This window comes from Mediterraneibacter sp. 210702-DFI.5.30 (assembly GCF_020560115.1).
In the GTDB taxonomy this organism is placed as follows: Bacteria; Bacillota; Clostridia; order Lachnospirales; family Lachnospiraceae; genus Mediterraneibacter; species Mediterraneibacter faecis.
In genome coordinates, this window is record NZ_JAJCME010000002.1 from 211,642 (window position 1) to 232,556 (window position 20,915).

At 41.6% G+C, this 20,915-nt stretch carries 18 protein-coding genes and 1 tRNA gene; all 19 read right to left on the minus strand.

Going from position 1 to position 20,915, the window contains the following annotated elements; all coding sequences use genetic code 11:
* Nucleotides 1–564 precede the first annotated feature (564 nt).
* The 19 genes from hydF to LI126_RS03105 all read right to left on the minus strand — a co-directional run bounded on the left by hydF (nucleotide 565) and on the right by LI126_RS03105 (nucleotide 20,851).
* A complete protein-coding gene (gene hydF / locus LI126_RS03015) occupies nucleotides 565–1,806 on the minus strand; it encodes a [FeFe] hydrogenase H-cluster maturation GTPase HydF (protein WP_227164789.1) in 1,242 nt (413 codons plus the stop codon).
* Nucleotides 1,807–1,824: 18 nt separating this feature from the next.
* Nucleotides 1,825–1,920: transfer RNA gene (locus tag LI126_RS03020), tRNA-Sec, on the minus strand.
* 131 nt (nucleotides 1,921–2,051) lie between these two features.
* Nucleotides 2,052–3,209, minus strand: coding sequence for an FprA family A-type flavoprotein (locus LI126_RS03025; RefSeq protein WP_055146137.1), 1,158 nt, complete (start codon nucleotides 3,207–3,209; stop codon nucleotides 2,052–2,054).
* Nucleotides 3,210–3,483: 274 nt separating this feature from the next.
* The gene (locus LI126_RS03030) at nucleotides 3,484–3,720 is read right to left on the minus strand and encodes a DUF3343 domain-containing protein (protein ID WP_015528306.1); all 237 of its coding nucleotides are present in this window, start codon (nucleotides 3,718–3,720) and stop codon (nucleotides 3,484–3,486) included.
* The gene (locus tag LI126_RS03035) at nucleotides 3,721–4,167 is read right to left on the minus strand and encodes a threonine/serine exporter family protein (protein ID WP_020436431.1); all 447 of its coding nucleotides are present in this window, start codon (nucleotides 4,165–4,167) and stop codon (nucleotides 3,721–3,723) included.
* Entirely contained in the window at nucleotides 4,167–4,928 is a 762-nt protein-coding gene (locus LI126_RS03040) for a threonine/serine exporter family protein (RefSeq protein WP_055172207.1), read from the minus strand. The genes LI126_RS03035 and LI126_RS03040 overlap by 1 nt, the downstream gene beginning before the upstream one ends.
* Nucleotides 4,929–5,071: 143 nt before the next feature.
* Nucleotides 5,072–5,275: a sulfurtransferase TusA family protein gene (locus tag LI126_RS03045; RefSeq protein WP_015528309.1), complete on the minus strand. Its 204-nt coding sequence runs from the start codon at nucleotides 5,273–5,275 to the stop codon at nucleotides 5,072–5,074.
* A gap of 13 nt (nucleotides 5,276–5,288) precedes the next feature.
* Nucleotides 5,289–6,386: a YedE family putative selenium transporter gene (yedE, locus tag LI126_RS03050; protein ID WP_015528310.1), complete on the minus strand. Its 1,098-nt coding sequence runs from the start codon at nucleotides 6,384–6,386 to the stop codon at nucleotides 5,289–5,291.
* Between the two features lie 19 nt (nucleotides 6,387–6,405).
* A complete protein-coding gene (locus tag LI126_RS03055) occupies nucleotides 6,406–7,533 on the minus strand; it encodes an aminotransferase class V-fold PLP-dependent enzyme (protein ID WP_227164790.1) in 1,128 nt (375 codons plus the stop codon).
* A 151-nt stretch (nucleotides 7,534–7,684) separates the two neighbouring features.
* The gene (locus LI126_RS03060; protein ID WP_227164791.1) at nucleotides 7,685–8,620 is read right to left on the minus strand and encodes a selenium metabolism-associated LysR family transcriptional regulator; all 936 of its coding nucleotides are present in this window, start codon (nucleotides 8,618–8,620) and stop codon (nucleotides 7,685–7,687) included.
* A gap of 11 nt (nucleotides 8,621–8,631) precedes the next feature.
* Nucleotides 8,632–10,578, minus strand: a complete 1,947-nt coding sequence (gene selB, locus LI126_RS03065; RefSeq protein ID WP_227164792.1) for a selenocysteine-specific translation elongation factor — start codon at nucleotides 10,576–10,578, stop codon at nucleotides 8,632–8,634.
* Between the two features lie 36 nt (nucleotides 10,579–10,614).
* Nucleotides 10,615–12,162, minus strand: a complete 1,548-nt coding sequence (selA, locus tag LI126_RS03070) for an L-seryl-tRNA(Sec) selenium transferase (protein ID WP_227164793.1) — start codon at nucleotides 12,160–12,162, stop codon at nucleotides 10,615–10,617.
* 93 nt (nucleotides 12,163–12,255) lie between these two features.
* Nucleotides 12,256–13,326: a selenide, water dikinase SelD gene (gene selD / locus LI126_RS03075; protein WP_081019605.1), complete on the minus strand. Its 1,071-nt coding sequence runs from the start codon at nucleotides 13,324–13,326 to the stop codon at nucleotides 12,256–12,258.
* A 113-nt stretch (nucleotides 13,327–13,439) separates the two neighbouring features.
* The gene (gene yedF, locus LI126_RS03080) at nucleotides 13,440–14,051 is read right to left on the minus strand and encodes a sulfurtransferase-like selenium metabolism protein YedF (RefSeq protein WP_155204149.1); all 612 of its coding nucleotides are present in this window, start codon (nucleotides 14,049–14,051) and stop codon (nucleotides 13,440–13,442) included.
* 107 nt (nucleotides 14,052–14,158) lie between these two features.
* A complete protein-coding gene (locus LI126_RS03085; RefSeq protein WP_227164794.1) occupies nucleotides 14,159–14,986 on the minus strand; it encodes an ABC transporter permease in 828 nt (275 codons plus the stop codon).
* A gap of 67 nt (nucleotides 14,987–15,053) precedes the next feature.
* On the minus strand, nucleotides 15,054–16,040 hold the full coding sequence (locus LI126_RS03090) for an ABC transporter permease (protein ID WP_227164795.1): 987 nt from the start codon (nucleotides 16,038–16,040) through the stop codon (nucleotides 15,054–15,056).
* Entirely contained in the window at nucleotides 16,021–17,709 is a 1,689-nt protein-coding gene (locus LI126_RS03095) for a dipeptide ABC transporter ATP-binding protein (protein ID WP_227164796.1), read from the minus strand. The genes LI126_RS03090 and LI126_RS03095 overlap by 20 nt, the downstream gene beginning before the upstream one ends.
* Nucleotides 17,706–19,280 carry an ABC transporter substrate-binding protein gene (locus LI126_RS03100; RefSeq protein ID WP_227164797.1) on the minus strand — a complete coding sequence of 525 codons (1,575 nt, stop codon included), beginning with the start codon at nucleotides 19,278–19,280 and terminating at the stop codon, nucleotides 17,706–17,708. The genes LI126_RS03095 and LI126_RS03100 overlap by 4 nt, the downstream gene beginning before the upstream one ends.
* A gap of 173 nt (nucleotides 19,281–19,453) precedes the next feature.
* Nucleotides 19,454–20,851, minus strand: coding sequence for an alanine/glycine:cation symporter family protein (locus tag LI126_RS03105; RefSeq protein ID WP_055146171.1), 1,398 nt, complete (start codon nucleotides 20,849–20,851; stop codon nucleotides 19,454–19,456).
* Nucleotides 20,852–20,915 lie beyond the last annotated feature (64 nt).

Sequence of the window (20,915 nt, forward strand, 5' to 3'; positions counted from 1 at the left end):
TATTCTTGTGTTTTCTCATGTATATATATTTGATTATTGATCGATTCACTTCCTATTATATATAGAAGAAACTCGTTTTATATCATTATTGTTTCCCCCTTTTATTCAATACATGATGTGTTTAAACTGAACCCCATTTAATATTCTCATAATTCTCATATTTTTTTCTTCTCAAATACTTGACATCACTCTGTGCGAATGATATTATTATTTCGACTTGTAAGACCAAAGGCGGTTTTCCTATTTACCGAGGAGAAACTGTCTTTTTTTATTCGTTTTTACAGGTCAGATACTTCAGTTATCATGCAGTACGCTAACGCCGGATGTTTTCCCCAAGAATATCCCTGCCGCAGCAGTACCGTCAGCGCACAGCCTCTTTGTAGGAATTCCCCAGTTTCGTGTGCAGATGTTTCTGTCTGGTAACTAAAGGATCCTCTCAATTACATACCATAGAAATGACGCCGCCTGCTGGAGTTGCAGATCCAGCAAAGCGGCGTCATTTCCGTTATAATGCATTCTTGTTACTGTTCACACGATGTGCGACCAGCAACGCATTCTTTACTTTTATAAGAGTTTTTCTATCTCCGGAAATGGACTCAGACTCCTTTTCAATATTCCATGAATATATGCGATCACCATTCCATAGTTTGCAATCGGAATTCCCTGATCCTGTGCGCAACTGATCCTGTATTTCATTTCGCGTTCATTCAGCATACACCCTCCACAATGAATGATCATTTTATATGAACCAAGGTCATCTGGGAATTCTGTTCCTGAAGAAGTCTCTATTATAAGTTCTTTCCCTGTATACTCTTTCAGCCAGCGTGGAATCTTCACTGTACCAATATCATCACACTGTCTGTGATGTGTGCACCCTTCACTGATCAGCACTTTATCACCGTCTTCCAGAATATCCAGTGCCTTTACTCCGTGTACCATTGTTTCCAGATTTCCTTTATATCTTGCAAATAGAATCGAAAAGGAAGTTAATAAGATATCCTTTGGTGTATCTTTTGACACTCTACCAAACACCTGACTGTCTGTAATAACCATCTTCGGCTTTCTTCCAAGTGAAGCTAATGTTCCTGCAAGTTCTGTTTCTTTTACAACAATAGCAGATGCATCTGCATCCAAAATGTCACGAATCGTCTGCTGCTGTGGTAAAATCAGGCGTCCCTTTGGTGCCGCACTGTCAATCGGCACAACAAGCACTACAAAATCGGATGGTTCAAGAAGATCTCCAACAATCTTTCGTTCTTCCTCTTCCTTTCCTTTCAATGCTCCAAGTTCTTCCTTCAGCTCATAAATTCCGCTTTTATCCGCTGCACTTACAAGAAGAATCTTCTCTTTCTCTGTTTTCAAATAACTTGCGGTATTTTCCTGTACCCGCAATCTCTCATCTTCTTGTGTAAACCGTTCACATTTATTCAGTACTATTATATAAGGTATGTTCTTTTTCTGAATCCGCTCTGTTATCTTGAGATCTTCTTCACTGACGCCACACGTTCCATCAATCACAACAACAGCAATGTCTGTCTTATTCAACACCTGATAACTCTTCTTCACACGAAGTTCACCCAGTTCACCTTCATCATCAATTCCAGGAGTATCCATCATCACAACAGGACCCAACGGAAGAAGTTCCATTGTCTTATAAACCGGATCCGTTGTTGTTCCTTTCACATCAGAAACTACCGCAAGATTCTGTCCTGTTACCGCATTCATCACGCTTGATTTTCCCGCATTCCGCTTACCAAAAAAGCCGATGTGCACTCGTTCGGACACCGGCGTCTGATTCATACCCATATTCTTTTTCCTTTCTTTTGGCGGAGACATGTGGGAATCGAACCCACCCGGGACGTACCACGCCCCACACTGGTTTTGAAGACCAGGAAGCACACCAGTTACTCTTCTGCCTCCATAATACTTAGACAATTCATCATTGATCTATTTATTAAGAAACGGAGCAAACGCCAGCTGATATCTGGTCATCCGCTCCGCCATCTGATTCTATCCTAACAGAATCTTTCTTTCCTGTAAATCACAATTGCTTACATCAATTCCTCTGCCATCTTCTCGATGTCCGCTTTATTCTGCTCATCCATAGAAGACATAATCTTTACTGAAGTCTCAAGCCATGTGATATTCTTGCTCTTCTCAAACATTCCTGTCATCACTTTACCAGCCATAGAAGCCCAAGATCCGTTCTCAATCAGACCAATTGTCTTATTCTGATAGTTACGTTCTGTCAAGTGCTCGATAAATGTCTTCATGAACGGGAATACATCTCCGTTATAAGTTGTTGAAGCAAGAACGATCTTACCGTAACGGAACGCATCTTCTACAGCCTCTGCCATATCCTCACGGGCAAGGTCTGTTACTACGACCTTAGGGCATCCTTTTTCTTTCAGCTTCTCAGCAAGAAGTTCAACTGCCTTCTTTGTATTTCCATAAACAGATGTGTACGCGATCATAACACCTTCAGATTCTGTTCCATAAGAAGACCATGTATTATACTGTCCAATGTAGTGCTCCAGATTCTCTGTAAGAACCGGTCCATGTAGCGGGCAGATTGTCTGAATATCCAGTGTTGCTGCAACCTTCAAAAGATTCTGAACCTGTGCTCCGTATTTTCCAACAATTCCGACATAGTAACGGCGTGCTTCGCAATCCCAGTCTTCCTCTGCATCAAGCGCTCCGAACTTACCGAATCCATCCGCAGAGAAAAGAACCTTATCCTTGCTATCGTATGTTACCATTACCTCCGGCCAATGTACCATCGGTGCAAATACAAATGTAAGCTCATGTTTTCCAAGTGTCAGTGTATCTTTATTCTTCACTTCCAGCTTGTTCTCGTCTGCAAGTTTCAGGTCACGGAAGAAGTTTCCGATCATTGTAAATGTCTTTGCATTTCCAACCACCTTTATATTCGGATATACTTCCAGAAATTTCTGAATATTTGCTGAATGATCCGGCTCCATGTGCTGAATGATCAGGTAATCAGGTGTTGCTCCATTCAATACATCTGCAATATTCTTCAGCCACTCATCGCCAAAAGCTGCATCCACTGTATCCATAACCGCAATTTTCTCATCATTGATCACATAGGAATTGTAAGCCATGCCATTCGGCACGATATACTGACCCTCGAATAAATCAATGTTGTGATCATTTACACCTACATATAAAATGTCATCTGTAATTCTCATATTATGCTCCTTCTCTGCCGAACTATCAGCAGTCTTTTCATTACCGCTCCCACTGATCTGTGAGCAGCACTTTTTTCGTTACTGCACACTCCCGTGTGAACAGTAACCTTTTTTTTCTTTTATTACTGAATAGAGTATAGCGCAAACCGCCCTCAGAATCAACGTTCATTCTCATATTCTCGTTTCTTTTTTGGAAACATGATTACTTTTCCTTCCACATTTATCACTCCACTGTTCAACACAGATTATGCGCATTTTGCCTTGAATCCAAAGATTAGACCATGCACTCATGAAGTTCTTCTCTCTCAATCCCCTTTTCCTGCATTACATGCTTGATCTGTTCTACCGCCTCAAGCGGTGCCGCCCAGGCAAGTCCACAACCGGCCGAGATTACTCTTGGCACCGGAATCAGTCTGCCCGGTACCTCCTCTGCCTTGCACGCTTTTTCCATCGCCATCGCATCCGCAGTTGTGTGAAATGTCACCACAAGTTTTAATTCTTTCTTTCTCATTTATGAGATCTCCTGTTTTCCTCTTATCTTTCTTAAAAAATCACAGATTGCCCAGGCAATACTCATACCTGCCGCAATCCCCAATGCATATAAAAATGTATCTCGTCCATAATTCCATGCCTGATGTAAATTTCCTTCAACAACACTTCTCATACAATAATAAAGCGTGCTTCCTGGAATCAGTGGAATCACCGATGTTACAAAAAATGAAGTCGAAGTACTCCTGCAACTACGCGCAAGTATCTCCGCATATAAGTCGATTCCAAAAGCTGCTGCCAATGTCGGGAAGAACACACCTCCCCAGAATCCTCTACAGATGATAAATAACAGCCAGCCCAGAAAACCGCCAAGTGCCGCCAATGGAAGGTGTTTCTTCTTCATATGAAACAATATGCCAAATGCAACCGAACCCGCTGCACCTGTAAATAATTGAACAATATACGTCATCAACCAATCCTCCCAATCAGAAATATTGCTCCGATAAATCCAAGTGCAAGCACTGCTGCAAGAAGCATTGCCTCTATAAAACGCATAACCCCAGATATCGTATCTCCAATCAATATATCACGAATTGCATTGGTTGCCATCAATCCCGGGATCAATAACATAATATCACCAATCATAATCTTATCCACGTGCAGAGCCGGAAAAAGCCTCGCCATAACACAAATAAAACATCCCGCAAGAAATGATGCCACAAATTGAAACGTCACTTCATTCATGCAATACTTTCTTATATGTCTCTGTGCTCCCCAGATTAAGATGCCTGCTAATCCGGCCAGTAATGCATCCCAAAGATTTCCTCCATAGAAAAGCGCAAAACTAAAAGCTGCCAGAATACTCCCTGCGAGTTTTCCTGTCTGTGTCGGAACAACTTTGTCAATCTGATCGAAGATTTCCCTAAGTTCTTCAGGAGACATAGGATTCTGGCAAAACTGTCTACTCAAATTATTCAATTTCTCCAGCTTCTCGAAATCATTTCCTCCGGTCTTTCGGATTCTCCTTGTCTGAGTTCGTACATTTTCTTCTGGAAATTCCATTGTAATAACAATACTCGATGTGATCACGAACACATTCATCTGTGTTGCACCGCATGCATATCCCATACGGTTCAATGTATCTTCTACACGAAATATCTCCGCCCCGCTTGAAAGCAGCGCATCTCCGATATCAAGAAATACATGCAGATATTTTGTTGAAATATACATGCTGTTATCCTCACACTTTCCTTTTTCTCAACTCTCTTATTATAACCGAAACCAGACAAATAGAAAACATTTTTCATTACTAAAATGCTCCCTTTACCAAATTCACATTCAGTAAAGGGAGCAGGGCTTTTTACTATTTCATTTTACTCGATCACAACAGCAAATCCATCTTCGATTTCTTCTACTGTTGTTTTCTTTCCGTGATCCTTTGCAAATTTCTCCACATTTGTTTTCTGATGTGGTTCTGTCACAAGAACCTTTACCGGACTATTGTCACTTTTAATCGCTTCTGCTGTCAGCATCAATGGTTCTGGACAAGATAATCCTCTTGCATCTACTTCTCTCATAACTATTTTCTCCTTATTTTGCTTCGCTTCTCTTGTTTGTAAATGCGATTACAAAACATACAATAATACAAATAATTGCTGCGATCTTACCTGCTGGCGGAACAGCTCCGGCTACAATCTCACCTGTCTCAGCATTCAGTGCTGTTCCACTTGCTGCCAGGCCAAGGTTATGTGCAAGTGCTCCACCTGCAAACATACCGATCACTGTTACTCCTGCATCAGATGATCCCTGACCTGCAAGTACAAGCTGACGCAGCGGGCATCCTCCTGCAAGAACTGCTGCAAATCCTACTGCATACATTCCAAGAATGCTCCACAGGTGCTGGGAGTGAGCGATCACTCCAGGTGTATTGAATGCAAGAACAAAATGTCCTGTTGCAACATTATATACAAGCATAACTGCGAAGAATCCTACAACGATTGTGATCAGGTCAAAGTTCTTCATAAGAATGATATCACGGATACTTCCTGCGAAACACATTCTTGATTTCTGAGCAAATGCTCCAAAGAGAAGTCCACCGATCAGAGAAATAATGATTGGTGCATGCATACTTCCCGGACCCGCTGTACTACTCTTTAAAAGATTTGTTCCAAGTGCAAGTACAAGCACTCCGATCATAAGAAGTGGAAGTACACTTCCACTCACTTTATTTGTCACATGTGCACGCCCAAGGCTGAAACCTTTCTTCAGTGCAAACACGCCTGTAGCAACACCAAGAGCAAATCCGATCAGTGCTACCCATGCATTCAGATCTCCGGCTGACATACGTATCACCATACGAAGCGGACATCCAAGGAATACAAGTGCTCCGATCACAAGAATCATTCCGAGTACAAAACGTACGATTGTGGAAGATCCTGCTGTTGCACGATATTCTTTTGTCGCAATTGAAATAATAAATGCACCGAGGACGATTCCGATGATCTCCGGTCTTGCATACTGTACCGGCTCTGCGGAATGAAGTCCAAGTGCCCCTGCTGTATCACGTACAAAACACGCAATACAGATTGCCATGTTCGCTGGGTTACCAAAATAAGCAAGTGTTGCTGCTACCAGACCCATTACGACACCGGCGATTCCCAGTTTCTTCTTTGAATCAAACAAATTCATTTCCTTTTCCTCTCTTTCTCTACAACTCTTTTATTGCACGAATTGCAAAATCGACCTCTTCATCTGTATTGTAATGAGAAAAACTGAATCGGACAGCTCCCTGTTCTACTGTACCGAGTGCTTTGTGCATCAGTGGTGCACAATGTGCTCCCGGTCTGGTCGCAATCCCATAAACTTCATTCAATTCATCACTGACTTCAGAAGAGTCATAATCTCCCAGATTGAAAGTCACGATCGGAGCTCTTTCCTCTGCTGTAAAATCTCCATAGACTTTCACATCCGGGATCTGAGAAATCCCATCATAAAACCTGCGCATCAGATGAAGTTCTTTCTCACGGATCACATCAATTCCTGTACGGTTCAGATAATCAATCGCTGCGCCAAGTCCTGCAATCCCATGCCCATTAAGAGTTCCGGCCTCAAGTGCCGTCGGCATCTGGGACGGATGATGCATGTTATAAGTATCCACGCCACTTCCTCCACACAGAAGCGGACGAATTTCCACACCTTCCCTAACATAAAGCCCTCCGGTTCCCTGCGGTCCAAGCAAACCTTTATGTCCTGTGAAGCACAATACATCAACCCCAAGTTCCTGCACATCAATTGGATAAACACCTGCTGTCTGAGAAGCATCCACAACAAACAAAATATGCTTCTTCGATGCAATCTGTCCTACCCGTTTCAGATTGATCATATTTCCTGTCAGATTCGAAGCATGCGTACACACAATTGCTTTTGTGTTTTCCCGCACTGCATTCTCCATCTCTTCATATGACAGATTTCCCTTTTCGTCACAGTTTAGAATTGTAAGCTCTACTCCCTGTTCCTGACACCAATACAGCGGACGCAATACTGAATTATGTTCCAGCACTGTTGTGATCACATGATCGCCCGGTTGAAACAAACCTTTCAGTGCAATATTAAGACTCTCTGTAGAATTTGCAGTAAATGCAATTCTTGTCGGACTTTCTGCATTGAAAAAATCTGCAAGCTTTTCCCTTACTGCATAGATACTTCTCGAAGCATCAAGTGCAGCTTCTGTTCCGCCTCTCCCCGCATTTCCCATATGCTCGAGAGCATAGAGAATCGCCTGTTTTACTTCTTCCGGTTTCTGCAATGTAGTTGCCGCATTATCCATGTAGATCATAGGGCTTCTCTTCCTTTCTGTATGTGTTTATATCGTTTACTTTTCAGATACAAATCACTAGTTATAGTATACTTCTCTTTTCTGTTTCCGTCTAATAGGAATCCGTAATGGATCTGCCCTATTTATAGACTTTTTCTATAAATAGGGCGTGTTATTTGCATTCACCTATCCCTGTATTTTCTTTCTTCAAATACATTCTCTTTATCATCTTTATAAAACGCTCTGCTGCCGGAAGCAACGGATATTCTGCATCATAGACAAGGTTGATCATTCTCTTTCCACCTTGACTGCCCAGTGGAAAAGCCAGAAGTGTTCCATTTTTCAATTCCTCTTCTGCCGCAAGTTTAGACAAAATCGTAACTCCCATCCCTTTACTTACAGATCTTTTGATCGTCTCCTGATTCTCCATCAAGGCTGCCAGCTTCAATTTTTTCATATCAATCCCTTGTTCTGCCAGCATTTTTTCTGCTTCTTTCTTTGTTCCGGATCCTTCTTCTCTTAAGATCACCGGCTCGTCCATGATCCAATCCGCCAATATTTGTCCACCACAAAGCTTTTCAACAAATTTCTCATTTGACGGAGTAAGCACAACTAATTCGTCTTCATAAAATGGAAGATATTTACAGTTTCCTTTCTCAATCACGGTTCCTGTAAATCCAATATCAATATGATGGGAAAGAATCATATCGATAACTCCTTTACTGTCTGTCTCAAAAAGCTTCAATTTTTCACCAGGATATTCTGCATGAAATGCAGACATTACATTTGGAAGAATATATTGCGCCGGTATGGTTGAAGCACCAATACGAAGTACATTTCCCTCCGGTTTTATTTCTTTTCCAAACCGTCCTTTTATTGTCTTTTCGATTTCAAGCATTTGTACCGCATAAGCATAAAGCTCTTTTCCACTCTCTGACAGATCAACTCCTCTTGTATTTCTTATAAGGAAACAGGTATTCAGTTCTTTTTCTAATGCAGACACATGTGCACTGATAGTTGGCTGCGTAAGGAATAACTGCTTTGCCGCTTCCGAAAAACTTTTTGTTTCTGCTACTTTCACAAATGCTTCCAGTTGTTTTAAGTTCATTCACTCTCCCCTTACTTTCCTCTGATTTGTTCTCTTTGCAATTTACTTCCTGCGGAGCGTTCTGTCTGTGCACCTTCTTTTGCTGTAAATCTGATTCGATCTGTATATTCAAAAATCAATCTGGCATTTTTTCTGCTTGTCTGAAATACTTCTTTCACCTGACTCAGTGTAATCACTTTAGATACAGATAACATACGGCTTACTTCTGTTCTAATTTTAAACGTAATCTCTGTTGTTGTATAGACACTCTCACAAACCTCTGTAATTTCGTTTTCTTCCTGCATATAATTCAGAATTTCCATCAATTCATCCTGACTTTGTATTCCACTTTTCTTTTTCGTTTTTCTTGCTGACTCAAAAAATGTTTCCAATTCCACTTTGTTCAAAAAGAAAACTTTATTCTCATCTGATTGACTGGCAAAGATTTCTCTTAATTTAGAAACTTCTTCCGTCTCTTTTACTTTATATCCCTCCGGAGAAATCAGCTCTATACTGGAATTTTCCTGTTGCAACCTTATACAACCGACATTTCCATGTTCCTCCAATAGTATAAGACATTTCTGAATTTCCCGATTCTGTTCCTTTTTCCCTTTGCTGATCTGATTGAAAAGAACTGTCTTTGGCATTCCTCTTCGATATGGATGCGCAGACAACCAGCTTTCCAATTCATCCATAATTCTCTTTTCTAAAGAAATCTGTTCCTGCAGGCTCTTTTCTTGATCTGGGATTTCCTTTGAACACTTATTTTCTTGATTCCAAAGATTGTTTTCCAACAGTTCCAGTCTTTGTAAAACCCCATCATGATATTTTCGCTCTTTTTTTTCTCCCATTTCAAGGATAATTCCTCCACCGATTGTCTCGAGTGGTGAATAAAATCGGACAATAAACCTGTCCCCCGGACAAAACGCAGCAGGGTCTTCTAACCTTAATTGGACATAGGCTGATTCCCCCGGCTCAACTTTCTCACAGGACAACGGAACTGCTCTGCACAGAACTTCTGTTGTTCCGCTATAAAAATGTAATCGAGTCTGATGTTCAATACTTCTTTTACTTTGTGGAAGAAGTGTCAGTTTTGCATTCACATAGCGGCTGACTTTCATACTTCCTTCCGGTGCAATCACATTTCCTCGATACACAAACTTCCCATCACTGCTCTGTCTTCGGTCCGTCTGAACCAGGTTCAGTGCGCTTCGCTGACCTGCTTCACAAGCTTCTGCCTCCTGCTCATGCACCTGAACTCCACGCACTCTGCACGAAGTTTGTTGTGGATAGATCATCACCCGATCTCCCGAATGAATTTTCCCGTCAAGAAGTGTTCCCGTCACAACTGTTCCGCTTCCTTTAATTGAAAATACTCTGTCCACAGGAAGTCTTGGAAAAGCAGGAATTTTCCACATTTCTTTCTGCTTTTTTACACATTTCAGGATTTGACTTCTTAATTCTTCTATTCCGGCTCCTGATTTTGCTGAAACACGTACAATGTCCACATTATATTCCAGCTTATCTTCTACCTGATCATTTCTCTGACCTACTGTAAGCAACTGTTGCATTTCTTCACAGATCTGCTGTTCTACCATCTCCAGCCATTCCTCATCCACAAGGTCACATTTATTCAAAACAACAAGGATATTCTCAACACCGAGAAGGCGTAAAATCGCAAGATGTTCTCTTGTCTGTGGCATAACTCCCTCATCTGCAGCAATTACAAGAAGAACAAGGTCCATTCCCACCACACCCGCAGTCATATTAGAAATGAACTTTTCATGCCCGGGAACATCAATGATTCCGACACGCTCTCCGTCTGTCAAATCCATCCATGTAAACCCTAGATCAATTGTGATTCCACGTGCTTTCTCTTCTTTCAGACGGTCTGTATCTCTTCCCGTTAATGCCTTGATCAGTGTCGTCTTACCATGATCGATATGTCCGGCAGTTCCGATGATCACATGTCTTTCCATCTAATGCAGTCCCTTTCTTAATGCTGTTTTTCTTTCTTAGTTATGCTTTCTTTCCATAACATGTCTGATCTGTGTCGCCAGATATTCGATTCCTTCTTCCGAGAAAGTTCTCATATCCAGAAGGAAACGCCCTTCCTTTATTCTTCCAATTACCGGAACTGAAAGATTTCTCATCCTGCTTTCTAATTCTTCAACGGTGATCTCAGTTGGTTCCAATGCTACTCCATAACTTGGAATCTCCGTCTCAGGAAGTGCACCGCCACCAGCCTTAGAAATACATTTTTCCACTTGAATCTGAACGGACGCTCCCTCTTGATTCCATCTATCAGCACAGACTCTTGCTTTCTCTTTTATTTCCTCCACAGGTCTTGTCAGCATTCTCAGTGTTGGAATCTTTTGAACCGCTTCTTTCTGATCCAGATAACATTTCAACACTTCTTCTATTGCTGTCATTGTAAATTTATCTGCTCGAAGAGCCCGAAGCAATGGATGATTACGCATCTGATCAATATATTTTTTCTTTCCTACAAGAACTCCGGCCTGTGCTCCACCAAATAGTTTATCACCACTAAAACAAACAACATCTGCACCGGCCTTTACTTCTTCCTGTACGGTTGGTTCTTTGGATAAACCATATTCCTCCAGATTTATAAGTACACCACTGCCCAGATCTTCAATCACTGGAATTCCGCTTCGTTCCGTATGATTCTCGAAGTTTTCAGGCGGCAATTCCTGCGTGCACTCTATCAGACCAGTACTTAATTCATACAATTCTTCTGCACTTACCGATTCTGTAAACCCGACAATTCTGTAATTACTTGTGTGGACTTTCAAAAATGCTTTCGTCTTTTCACTGACTGCTGCTTTATAATCTTCTATCCTTGTACGATTGGTTGTCCCGACTTCTTTCAAAATAGCACCGCTTAATTCAAGAACTTCCGGAATACGGAATTTCCCTCCGATTTCAACAAGTTCTCCTCTGGAGACGACCACTTCTCCTCCTTTTGTCAATGCACTCAGGGCAAGAAGTACAGCTCCGGCATTGTTATTCACAACAATTGCCGCTTCTGCTCCTGTGATCTGACAAAGCAATTCTTCTGCATATCCGGTCCTGTTTCCACGTTTTCCAGTCTGTAAATCATATTCCAGACTGGAATAATTCTCTGCAACTGCTTTCAGTTTTTCCGCAATCTCATGACTAAGCGTTGCACGTCCAAGCCCGGTATGAAGGATTACTCCTGTTCCGTTATAAACTGGTTGGATCTCCTTTTTCTGTTCTTGTTCCAGAAGATGGTTCACTTCTGATTTCTTTGAACTTGATTCTATCTCATACAGAAATTTCTGAATCATTTCTTTTGCTTCATGCTCACTGATTCCCTTTTTGATTCCTTGTGAGATTTCATTTCTCAGATTCTCCACAGAATCTCTGACTGCTCCGAGAACACGCTCATATCCTTCTTTCTCTGCCAGTCTCTGAACATTTTCTTTCTTCATCAAGTCATCTACTCGCGGAAGCAGGCGGAAGATCTGATTCTTTTCTTTCTGTAAATTTTCTCTTTTCTTATTCTGATCTAACTGTTCCAACTACTGCTGCTCCTTATTTTCTCTTTCTACAGCGAAATGCCGCAAGAAACCGTTACTGCTCACAGAGCACTGTGAACAGTAACAAGAAATCTCTTACAGCATTTCCATTTTTCCTTTTTTTAGTTGGATGAGTTTTTCCTGCCGCTCTTTGACGCAGCCTACAACTGAAACTTTCGTTTCCATTCCCACTGCCTCAAAGTCTGCTAACAGACAATCTAATTCTTCTCTTGGGACACTGACAAGAAGTCCTCCTGAAGTCTGCGGATCGCTGATCAGATCTAAATAGACCTCTTCTATATCTCCTGCATCCAGTCCTTCTGCTGCAAACTCCCGGTTCTTATATGCTCCTGCCGGAACGAGTCCCATCCTTGCATATGCAATCGCTTCTGTCATATATTCAATCTGCTCCGGATATAATTCCAGAGTCATGTCACTTGCCTCAGCCATCTCTGTACAATGTCCTAGCAATCCAAATCCCGTCACATCTGTACATGCGTGGATCGTGTGTTTCTCAATTGCTCTTTTCGCTCTCTGATTCAATGAAGCCATTACTTTCGCAGCTTCATCTGCGGCTGCTTCGGAAGCCATCTGTGCTTTCACTGTTGTATTCACAATACCACTTCCAAGCTGTTTGGTCAGAACCAGCACATCTCCCGGCTGACACCCGTAATTCTTATAAATCTTATCCGGGTGAACGAAGCCTGTTACCGAGAGTCCGTATTTCGGTTCATCATCCTGCACCGAATGACCTCCGACCAGAACGGCTCCTGCTTCTAACACCTTGTCTGCTCCGCCTCGCAAGATCTCCCCTAAGATCTCCGGATCCAGACAATTTGGAAAACATACAATATTCAATGCAACCTTCGGCTCTCCTCCCATTGCATATACATCGCTTAAGGAGTTCGCCGCTGCAATCTGTCCGAACAGATACGGATCGTCCACAACCGGTGTGAAGAAATCCAGTGTCTGTATCATGGCAGTCTCATCCGATATTTTATAAATTGCGGCATCATCTGATGTCTCAACACCGACAAGCAGACGCTCATCGGAAAATTTAGGCAGCTTACCCAGAACCTGGGCAAGGGTCTCAGGACCGATTTTGGCCGCTCAACCAGCTGTCTTTGTCATCTGTGTCAGATGAATCTCTTTGAGTCCCTTACTCATTTCGCCCACTTCCTTTCGAATATTTTTTCAAAATAATTCCCTCGGTATACGAAAAAGCTGTTGCAGCAGCTTTTCCATCACATTTTCAAATTACTGTAACTGTTCCTATGTTTCTAACAAGGTTTCACAATCTTACCTGCATTATTCATAGACTCGACAATGTCATACATATTTGTAACTGTTCCTACTGCAAGCTTGTCTTTCATTCCATAATAATCCAGACATGTTCCGCAAGTCACAATCTCAACGCCCTGGCTTTCCAGATTCTTCAGATCCTCCAGAGAGTCAGATCCTTCACATGTGATCTTAGCGCCACCGTTGTAGAAGATCATCTTCTTTGGAAGCTCATCAAGCTGTGTGATTGCAAAGATGCAACCTTTAATCAGCACTTTTCCGAGCTCATCATTTCCACTTCCCATCTTGTCAGAAGAAATCACAACTACCGTATCCCCTGTCGGAACACAATCGCAAACCGCACCCGCCGGTGCTGTCTGAGTTCCTTCTCCTGCAAGCGCCTGGATTGTCACTTTATATTCATCCTCTCCAAGCTTCTCCTGTGTTACTGTTGCGCCTGTACTCTGTGCCATCTTTGTCACATTAGCCACTGCTGTCTCATTATCAACGAGAACTTCTATTGTCTCCGGAGCTGTCAAAGCATCTAATGCTTTCTTTGTCTTAATTACCGGAAGTGGGCATTTGTCTCCCATAGCATTTACTGTTACCATTCTATCGCTCTCCTTTACCTATTCGTTCAGGTATTTTAACCTCCAGGCTTCTGTTTTTCAGTATAACATTTTTACTATGGGTTATCAAACTTTTCTATAGAAATTTTCTATAAATTGCCTTCTTTCTGATTCACATTTTTACGCAAAGCTTCTCCCAGTTCCGTAATACACAGTAATGTGATTACAAGCACGATTCCCGGAATCAGAATGATCCACCAGGAGTTTGTCATCAATGCCTTTTCAGAAAGCGAGAGCATACTCCCCCAGGAAATGATTTCCATCGGAAGACCAATCCCAAGAAAGCTCAATGTTGACTCTGCTATGATTGCACTTCTGATGTTCATCACGACCATAAACATAATCGATGAAACAAAATTCGGCAGCAAATGCACACGTAAAATATGCCAGAAACTTCCACCCATACATTTTGCAGCAATCAGATATTCACTCTCACGGAGCTGTCGTACCTCAGTGCGTACCATTTTTGCAATATTCATCCAACTGGTAAACCCAATCACTACGGTGATTGCAACAACTGAGTTCTTTCCTGCCAGTGCCTGAAGAAAGATAATTAACAGAATTGAAGGAATACTCAATAAAATTTCTGTAAAACGCATCATCAGTTCATCAATCCACTCCGGTGCGATTCCACTGAAGGATCCGTAGATCACCGCAATCGTAGTCGATAACACGGTGGATATCAACCCGATAAACAACGAGATTCTACCACCGTATAAAATCATTGAAAAGATATCTCTTCCCATCGTATCCGTTCCAAAAAAGAACTCTCTATTCGGTGAAATGTTGCAGTTCTTCAGATCCATGTATGTAGGGTCTTTCGTCATAAAGAAACGACAGAAAACACAGGCAAATATGATGACTGCAAGAATACTTCCGGCAATTACAGAAGACTTGTTTTTTCCAAAATCATTCATTTTGAATATCCTTATTCTATTTTCGGATGAACTATTATTCTTCTCAGCTTTTCTCATCTTCTCCACCTTATATTTGACTTGCCTTTCCTGTCATGTTTATCTCTTTCATTCTTGGATCGATCCATTCACTGACAGACTGTCCGATCACATTTCCTGCAATAACAAAAATACCGGTAAATACACAAAGCACCATCAGCATATTATAGTCATGATATTTTGCACTTTCAAAAGAAAGCGTTCCGATTCCCGGATAGGAAAATACCATTTCCACGATATACGTCCCTTCGATCACATGCTGAAGTGAAATTGCCATCAGACTGATGAACGATGGCATAATATTTTTCACACAGTGAAAGAACAATACTCTTTTTCGCGACATTCCTTTTGCCTTTGCCAGTAAAACATAGTCTTTTCTAGTTTCTTCCAACAATCGGTTACGGATCAGATACGCATAATACCAAAGGTGGCTCAGCACAACAACTGTCAGCGGAAGAATCAGATGAGTCAATCTGCTCAACGGATTTGCCGATTGGCCAAGATCATATGCCCCACTTCCCGGAAGGAGCTTTAGATTCACACTAAAAATCAAAATCAATATAAGTGACAACCAGAATTCCGGAATACAGCTTGTGATTGTTCCCACCTTACGCAAAATCCGGTCTGGAAGCTGATTTTCATAATACACACAGAAAATTCCAAGCAAAAGTGCCAGTCCAAATGTCAGGATAAAACCAATTCCGCCAAGCAATAATGTATTGACTAAACGTCCCTCGATTACTGTAAGAACGTCTTGTTTATATTTATAAGAGATTCCGAAGTCCCCCCGAAATGCATTTCCAAGCCATTTCACATACTGAACAGGGATAGGTTCGTTTAATCCAAGTCGTTCCATTGCATGCTCATGTTCTTCCACCGACATTCTCTCCGCACGTTCTCCATAATAAGAAAACAGCGGATCCCCGGGTGCCAGCCGCGACATTACAAACACAAGAAGTGAGAGCACAAAAACAGATAGCAAGATCAGTCCGATTTTTTTAAGCCATTGTTTCTTCATCACTCTGCTCCTCTCCTGAAATCTCCGGAATCGGAATCGCCTCCAAAAGTTTCTTCGTATATAAATGCTGTGGATGTTCAAACACCTGCTCGGTTTCTCCTATCTCCACAAGTTTTCCATCCTTCATCACTCCGACACGGTCGCACAACAGACGCACCATTGAAAGATCATGCGCAATAAAAAGGATTGCACAGTCATGTTCTCTTTGTAAATGCCGAAACAGCTTCACCATCTGTGCCTGTGTAGTTACATCCAACGAAGCGATTGGTTCATCTGCGATCAAGAGCTTCGGCTTCATTGCAAATGCTCTTGCGATTGCAACTCTCTGTCTTTGTCCGCCTGACAACTCCGGTGGCCACACGTGAAGCTGTTCTTCCTGCAATTCCACTTCTTCCATCATTTCACATAAAAAATCATGTTGTTCTTTCTTGTCAGAAAATACTTTATGTATTTCCAATGGCTCTGCAAGGATCTTCTCTACCTTCATTTTCTGGTTTAAGGAAGATGTTGAATCCTGAAAGATCATCTGCCGCTCTTTTTGCAGTCTTCTCGCATTTTTCTTTTTTGCTTTTTTATCAAGAAGATTTATCCCATCATAAGAAAATGTTTCTGCTTCCGGACTTAGAATTCCCATCAGACATTTTCCAACCGTTGACTTTCCAGATCCTGACTCACCTACCAGTCCAAAAATCTCGTCTCTTCTTATCTCAAAGGACACATCTTTCACCGCTTGAAACACGCTTTTTCTATCCAAAGGGTAGGCATAGGACAAATGTGAAATCTCTACCAGTTTTTCATGCAATTTCGACTCACTTTTTAATTCTGATTCATTTCTATGCATATAATAAGGATGATCTTGAAGCAATTTCTTTGTATAAGAATGTTTTGGAGCTGTGAAAAGCTGTTTTGCTTCTTCCAATTCCACGATATTTCCATCCTGCATTACAGCAACCCGGTCTGCGATCTGAGCAACAACTCCGAGATCATGTGTGATAAACAGAATACTTAAATTCAATTCTTTCTGTAATTTTTTCAACAGTTTCAGAATCTCCGCCTGGATTGTCACATCCAAAGCTGTCGTCGGTTCATCCGCAATTAAAAGCTTTGGATTTGAGGCAAGTGCTGTTGCAAGCACACATCTCTGACGCATTCCACCTGAAAAATAATACGGATATAGATCATAACGCTGCTCTGCGTCTTTGATCCCAACGAGCTTCATCAGTTCGATTGCCCGCTCTTTTGCTGATTTCTTCTTATTTTTCTCGAAATCTTTCTCTCTTTTCTTCTGATTTAAAGCTTTTTCATGCAACAAAATAGCCTCTTCCATCTGACTTCCAACTGTCATCGTCGGGTTTAACGTACTCTGTGGATCCTGAAAGACCATCGCGATTCCCTGTCCTCGGATCTGCTGCATCTCTTTTTCATTATATCCGATCAGGTTCTGATCTTTATATTGAATGGCTTCGCCTGTCACAGAGGCACTCTTTGGCAGTAATTTCAAAATTGATCGGCACAGTACAGTCTTTCCACATCCTGACTCTCCAACAAGAGCAAGGACCTCCCCTTGTCTTAACGACAAGGAGACGTCCTTTACTACTTGTTTCTTTCCATCTGAAGTTTGAAATTCAACTGACAAATGCTTCACTGCCAGTATTTCTTCTATTTTCATTCGATTGTCCAATCCTCTACATTCCAGAAAATTCCAACACCATGATGGCCAAGAACTGTATCCTTTGTAATTCCATGGATCTTCTTATTCGTCACATAATCTACATCGCAATAACAGAAGAATGTATATGCCGGATTTTCTGCAAGTGCAACCTGAAACTTTGCATATGCTTCTTTTCGCTCATTCTCATCACTTGTCTGTCTTGCCTGTGTCAGATAAGTGTCTACTTGTTCATTGGAATATCCACTGTAATTACTTCCTTTATCTGTACCAAACACTTTATATGTATGGTCATCAGCATCAAACGGGCTTCCCCATCCGATCAAAAATGCTTCCTGATTTGCCCAGTCGATTTCTGACTGAACCTGTGCTTTTGCATCAACTCCAACTTCTTTCAGCTGCTGACATGCGATAGCCGCAAGATCTGCGCGCACCTGATCACCTTCCATCACATTGATTGTAAAAGAAAGCTTCTCTCCGTTTCTCTCATAGATTCCGTCATCTCCCAATGTCCAGCCAGCCGCTTCTAACACTTCTTTTGCTTTTGCCGGATCATAAGAGTATTTCTCTACATCTTCATTATTATATTTATTTCTCTGAAGCGGACCATAAGCTACAATTCCTTCTCCCAGAAGAACGCTGTCTACCATCTTCTGACGATCGATTGCATAGCTGATTGCCGGAATTGCATCTTTGTTCCTCTGCCAGAACTCATTATTAAAGTTATAAAGGATACCTCTGTAATCTGCTGTCTTCATATCATATACTGTAAAAGTATCATCATCTGTAAAATTCTGTGCATCCTTCGGTGTCACCTTTGCCAGATTGATCTCACCGGATTTTAACTGAAGTGCCTTTGCATTATCATCCGGTACAATCTTAAACACGATTGTATCAATCTTCGGAGCTCCTTTATAATAATCCTCATTCTTTACAAGTGTAATACTCTGTCCTTCATCCCACTCCTGAATCTTATACGGACCCGTTCCGATTGGATTATGGAAATATTCATCTGTCTGCATATCCTTGCCTTCCAGTAAGTGTTTCGGAAGGATACCAATTGTCATATAGTCGAGAAATGCCACATTCTTATCCCGAAGTGTAAAAGAAATCGTCTTATCATCGATCACATTGATTGCTGTAACATCCTCGTAATTAGAAGCAATCTCTGACTCATTGTCCGGATCCATGATTGCTTTGATCGTAAACTCAACATCATCTGCTGTAAATTGCTCTCCATCATGCCAATTTACATCATCCCTAAGATGGAATGTATAAGTATTTGTCGCGTCATCCAGCTCCCATGATTCTGCCAGTCCCGGTACTACCTCATTATTCTCATCATGTGCTGTCAGACCGTCAAACAGAAGTAAATTAATCTCTCCATGCTCATCAATAGCCGGATTGATCCTTGTGTAATCATTACTTCCATAGATTAATGTAGATCCGCTTTGTGTAGTCTCTTTATTTGCATTGTCTGATTTACTTCCACAGCCTGTAAGTACACAGCCTGCCAACGTGCAGACTGCTAAGGTTACCACGATCACCTGTGATAGTTTTCTTCGTTTCATCGTTTTCTCCTCATGATGTCTATTTTCTTTCAATGCAATTTATTGTATAAGAAACAGAATAAACCCACAAGCCAGGTGGGGGGATATAAGATGTTTTTTATTGCTCAATTAAAAAAACTCCGGTGATTTCAAAAAACACCAGAGCTTTAAATCTTCTATATCTAGTTTTATTTTTAACTTTCTTTTCCTTCACCCGCAAAGTATTCTTTCACAAGCTTTACAACTACACCTGACAACAAGAATACTGCGATCAGGTTCGGAATTGCCATCAGACCATTGAATGTCTCGGCAATATTCCACATCAATCCAAGTTCCATCGTTGCACCGATGATTGCAACGAGTGCATAGAGTACCATGAATGGCTTATTCGCTTTTGTACCAAGAAGGAATTCCACACATCTCGTTCCGTACAATCCCCATCCGATAATCGTAGAAAATGCGAAGCAGCACATTGCAACCGCTGTAAAGATAGATACCCAGTTTCCATAAGTGGATGTAAATCCAAGAATAGTAAGTTCTGCTCCTGCTGCCTCTCCATATCCAACCGGAACACCGCTACACAGAATAACGAGTGCTGTCAATGTACAGATTACAATGGTATCAACAAATACTTCGAAGATTCCAAAAAATCCCTGCTTTACAGGCTTTTTCGTATCTGCACATGCATGCGCGATAGAACCTGTACCAAGTCCTGCCTCATTAGAGAAGATTCCTCTGGAAACACCTTTCTTCATACTCATAAAGAAAGATCCCACGGCGCCTCCGGTCACAGATGCCGGTGAAAATGCGCCTTCGAAAATGGATCCAAATACGCTCGGAATGTTCTGGAAATTCAGAACAACAACGCCAAGTGCCAGAATCACATAAATTGCTGCCATGAATGGGACAAGCTTTTCTGTAACCTGTCCAATTCTCTTAATTCCTCCAAGAAGGATCATGCCGATCAGGATAGCAAGTACAATTCCGATAATCAGATTCAATGTTCCAACAGAATCCTTTTCTATGATTCCATAATTAAAAAGTGCAGAATCGATTGCTGTTGTAATTGTATTCACCTGTGTTGCATTTCCCGTTCCAAATACAGTCAGAACTCCGAATGCAGCGAACAGATAAGCCAGCCAGTGCCAATGCTTTTTCAGACCATTTTTGATATAATACATCGGTCCACCGACACGATCTCCTTCCGCATTCGTCTCATGGAAATGAACTGCAAGAGTAACTTCTGAAAACTTTGTACACATTCCAAGAAGTGCTGAGATCCACATCCAGAACACTGCGCCCGGCCCTCCGATTGCGATAGCACCGGCAACCCCAGCGATATTTCCGGTTCCGACCGTCGCCGCCAATGCGGTACAAACTGCCTGGAACGGAGTCAGTGCACCGTCAGATGCATCTCTTTTGCGGAGCATTCTTCCGATCGTCACTTTCATCGCATACGGAAATTTTCTGATCTGAAGGAAGCCGGTCCGGATACTTAAGTAAAGCCCGACTCCAATAATGCAGATCATAGCCGGAACACCCCAGATAAAGTTGTTCACAGCACTATTTACTGATTCTATCGTAGATAACATACTTCTCTAATTCCTTTCTTTTATGATATTATTACGTCGACTGTTCATCACATTAAATCGATAA

Excerpts from the sequence above, each read along its gene's own strand:
- hydF (WP_227164789.1), bottom strand. The coding sequence starts at position 1,806 with ATGGGTATGAATCAGACGCCGGTGTCCGAACGAGTGCACATCGGCTTT.
- LI126_RS03025 (WP_055146137.1), bottom strand. The coding sequence starts at position 3,209 with ATGAGAATTACAGATGACATTTTATATGTAGGTGTAAATGATCACAAC.
- LI126_RS03030 (WP_015528306.1), bottom strand. The coding sequence starts at position 3,720 with ATGAGAAAGAAAGAATTAAAACTTGTGGTGACATTTCACACAACTGCG.
- LI126_RS03035 (WP_020436431.1), bottom strand. The coding sequence starts at position 4,167 with ATGACGTATATTGTTCAATTATTTACAGGTGCAGCGGGTTCGGTTGCA.
- LI126_RS03040 (WP_055172207.1), bottom strand. The coding sequence starts at position 4,928 with ATGTATATTTCAACAAAATATCTGCATGTATTTCTTGATATCGGAGAT.
- LI126_RS03045 (WP_015528309.1), bottom strand. The coding sequence starts at position 5,275 with ATGAGAGAAGTAGATGCAAGAGGATTATCTTGTCCAGAACCATTGATG.
- yedE (WP_015528310.1), bottom strand. The coding sequence starts at position 6,386 with ATGAATTTGTTTGATTCAAAGAAGAAACTGGGAATCGCCGGTGTCGTA.
- LI126_RS03055 (WP_227164790.1), bottom strand. The coding sequence starts at position 7,533 with ATGATCTACATGGATAATGCGGCAACTACATTGCAGAAACCGGAAGAA.
- LI126_RS03060 (WP_227164791.1), bottom strand. The coding sequence starts at position 8,620 with ATGAACTTAAAACAACTGGAAGCATTTGTGAAAGTAGCAGAAACAAAA.
- selB (WP_227164792.1), bottom strand. The coding sequence starts at position 10,578 with ATGGAAAGACATGTGATCATCGGAACTGCCGGACATATCGATCATGGT.
- yedF (WP_155204149.1), bottom strand. The coding sequence starts at position 14,051 with ATGGTAACAGTAAATGCTATGGGAGACAAATGCCCACTTCCGGTAATT.
- LI126_RS03085 (WP_227164794.1), bottom strand. The coding sequence starts at position 14,986 with ATGAATGATTTTGGAAAAAACAAGTCTTCTGTAATTGCCGGAAGTATT.
- LI126_RS03090 (WP_227164795.1), bottom strand. The coding sequence starts at position 16,040 with ATGAAGAAACAATGGCTTAAAAAAATCGGACTGATCTTGCTATCTGTT.
- LI126_RS03095 (WP_227164796.1), bottom strand. The coding sequence starts at position 17,709 with ATGAAAATAGAAGAAATACTGGCAGTGAAGCATTTGTCAGTTGAATTT.
- LI126_RS03100 (WP_227164797.1), bottom strand. The coding sequence starts at position 19,280 with ATGAAACGAAGAAAACTATCACAGGTGATCGTGGTAACCTTAGCAGTC.
- LI126_RS03105 (WP_055146171.1), bottom strand. The coding sequence starts at position 20,851 with ATGTTATCTACGATAGAATCAGTAAATAGTGCTGTGAACAACTTTATC.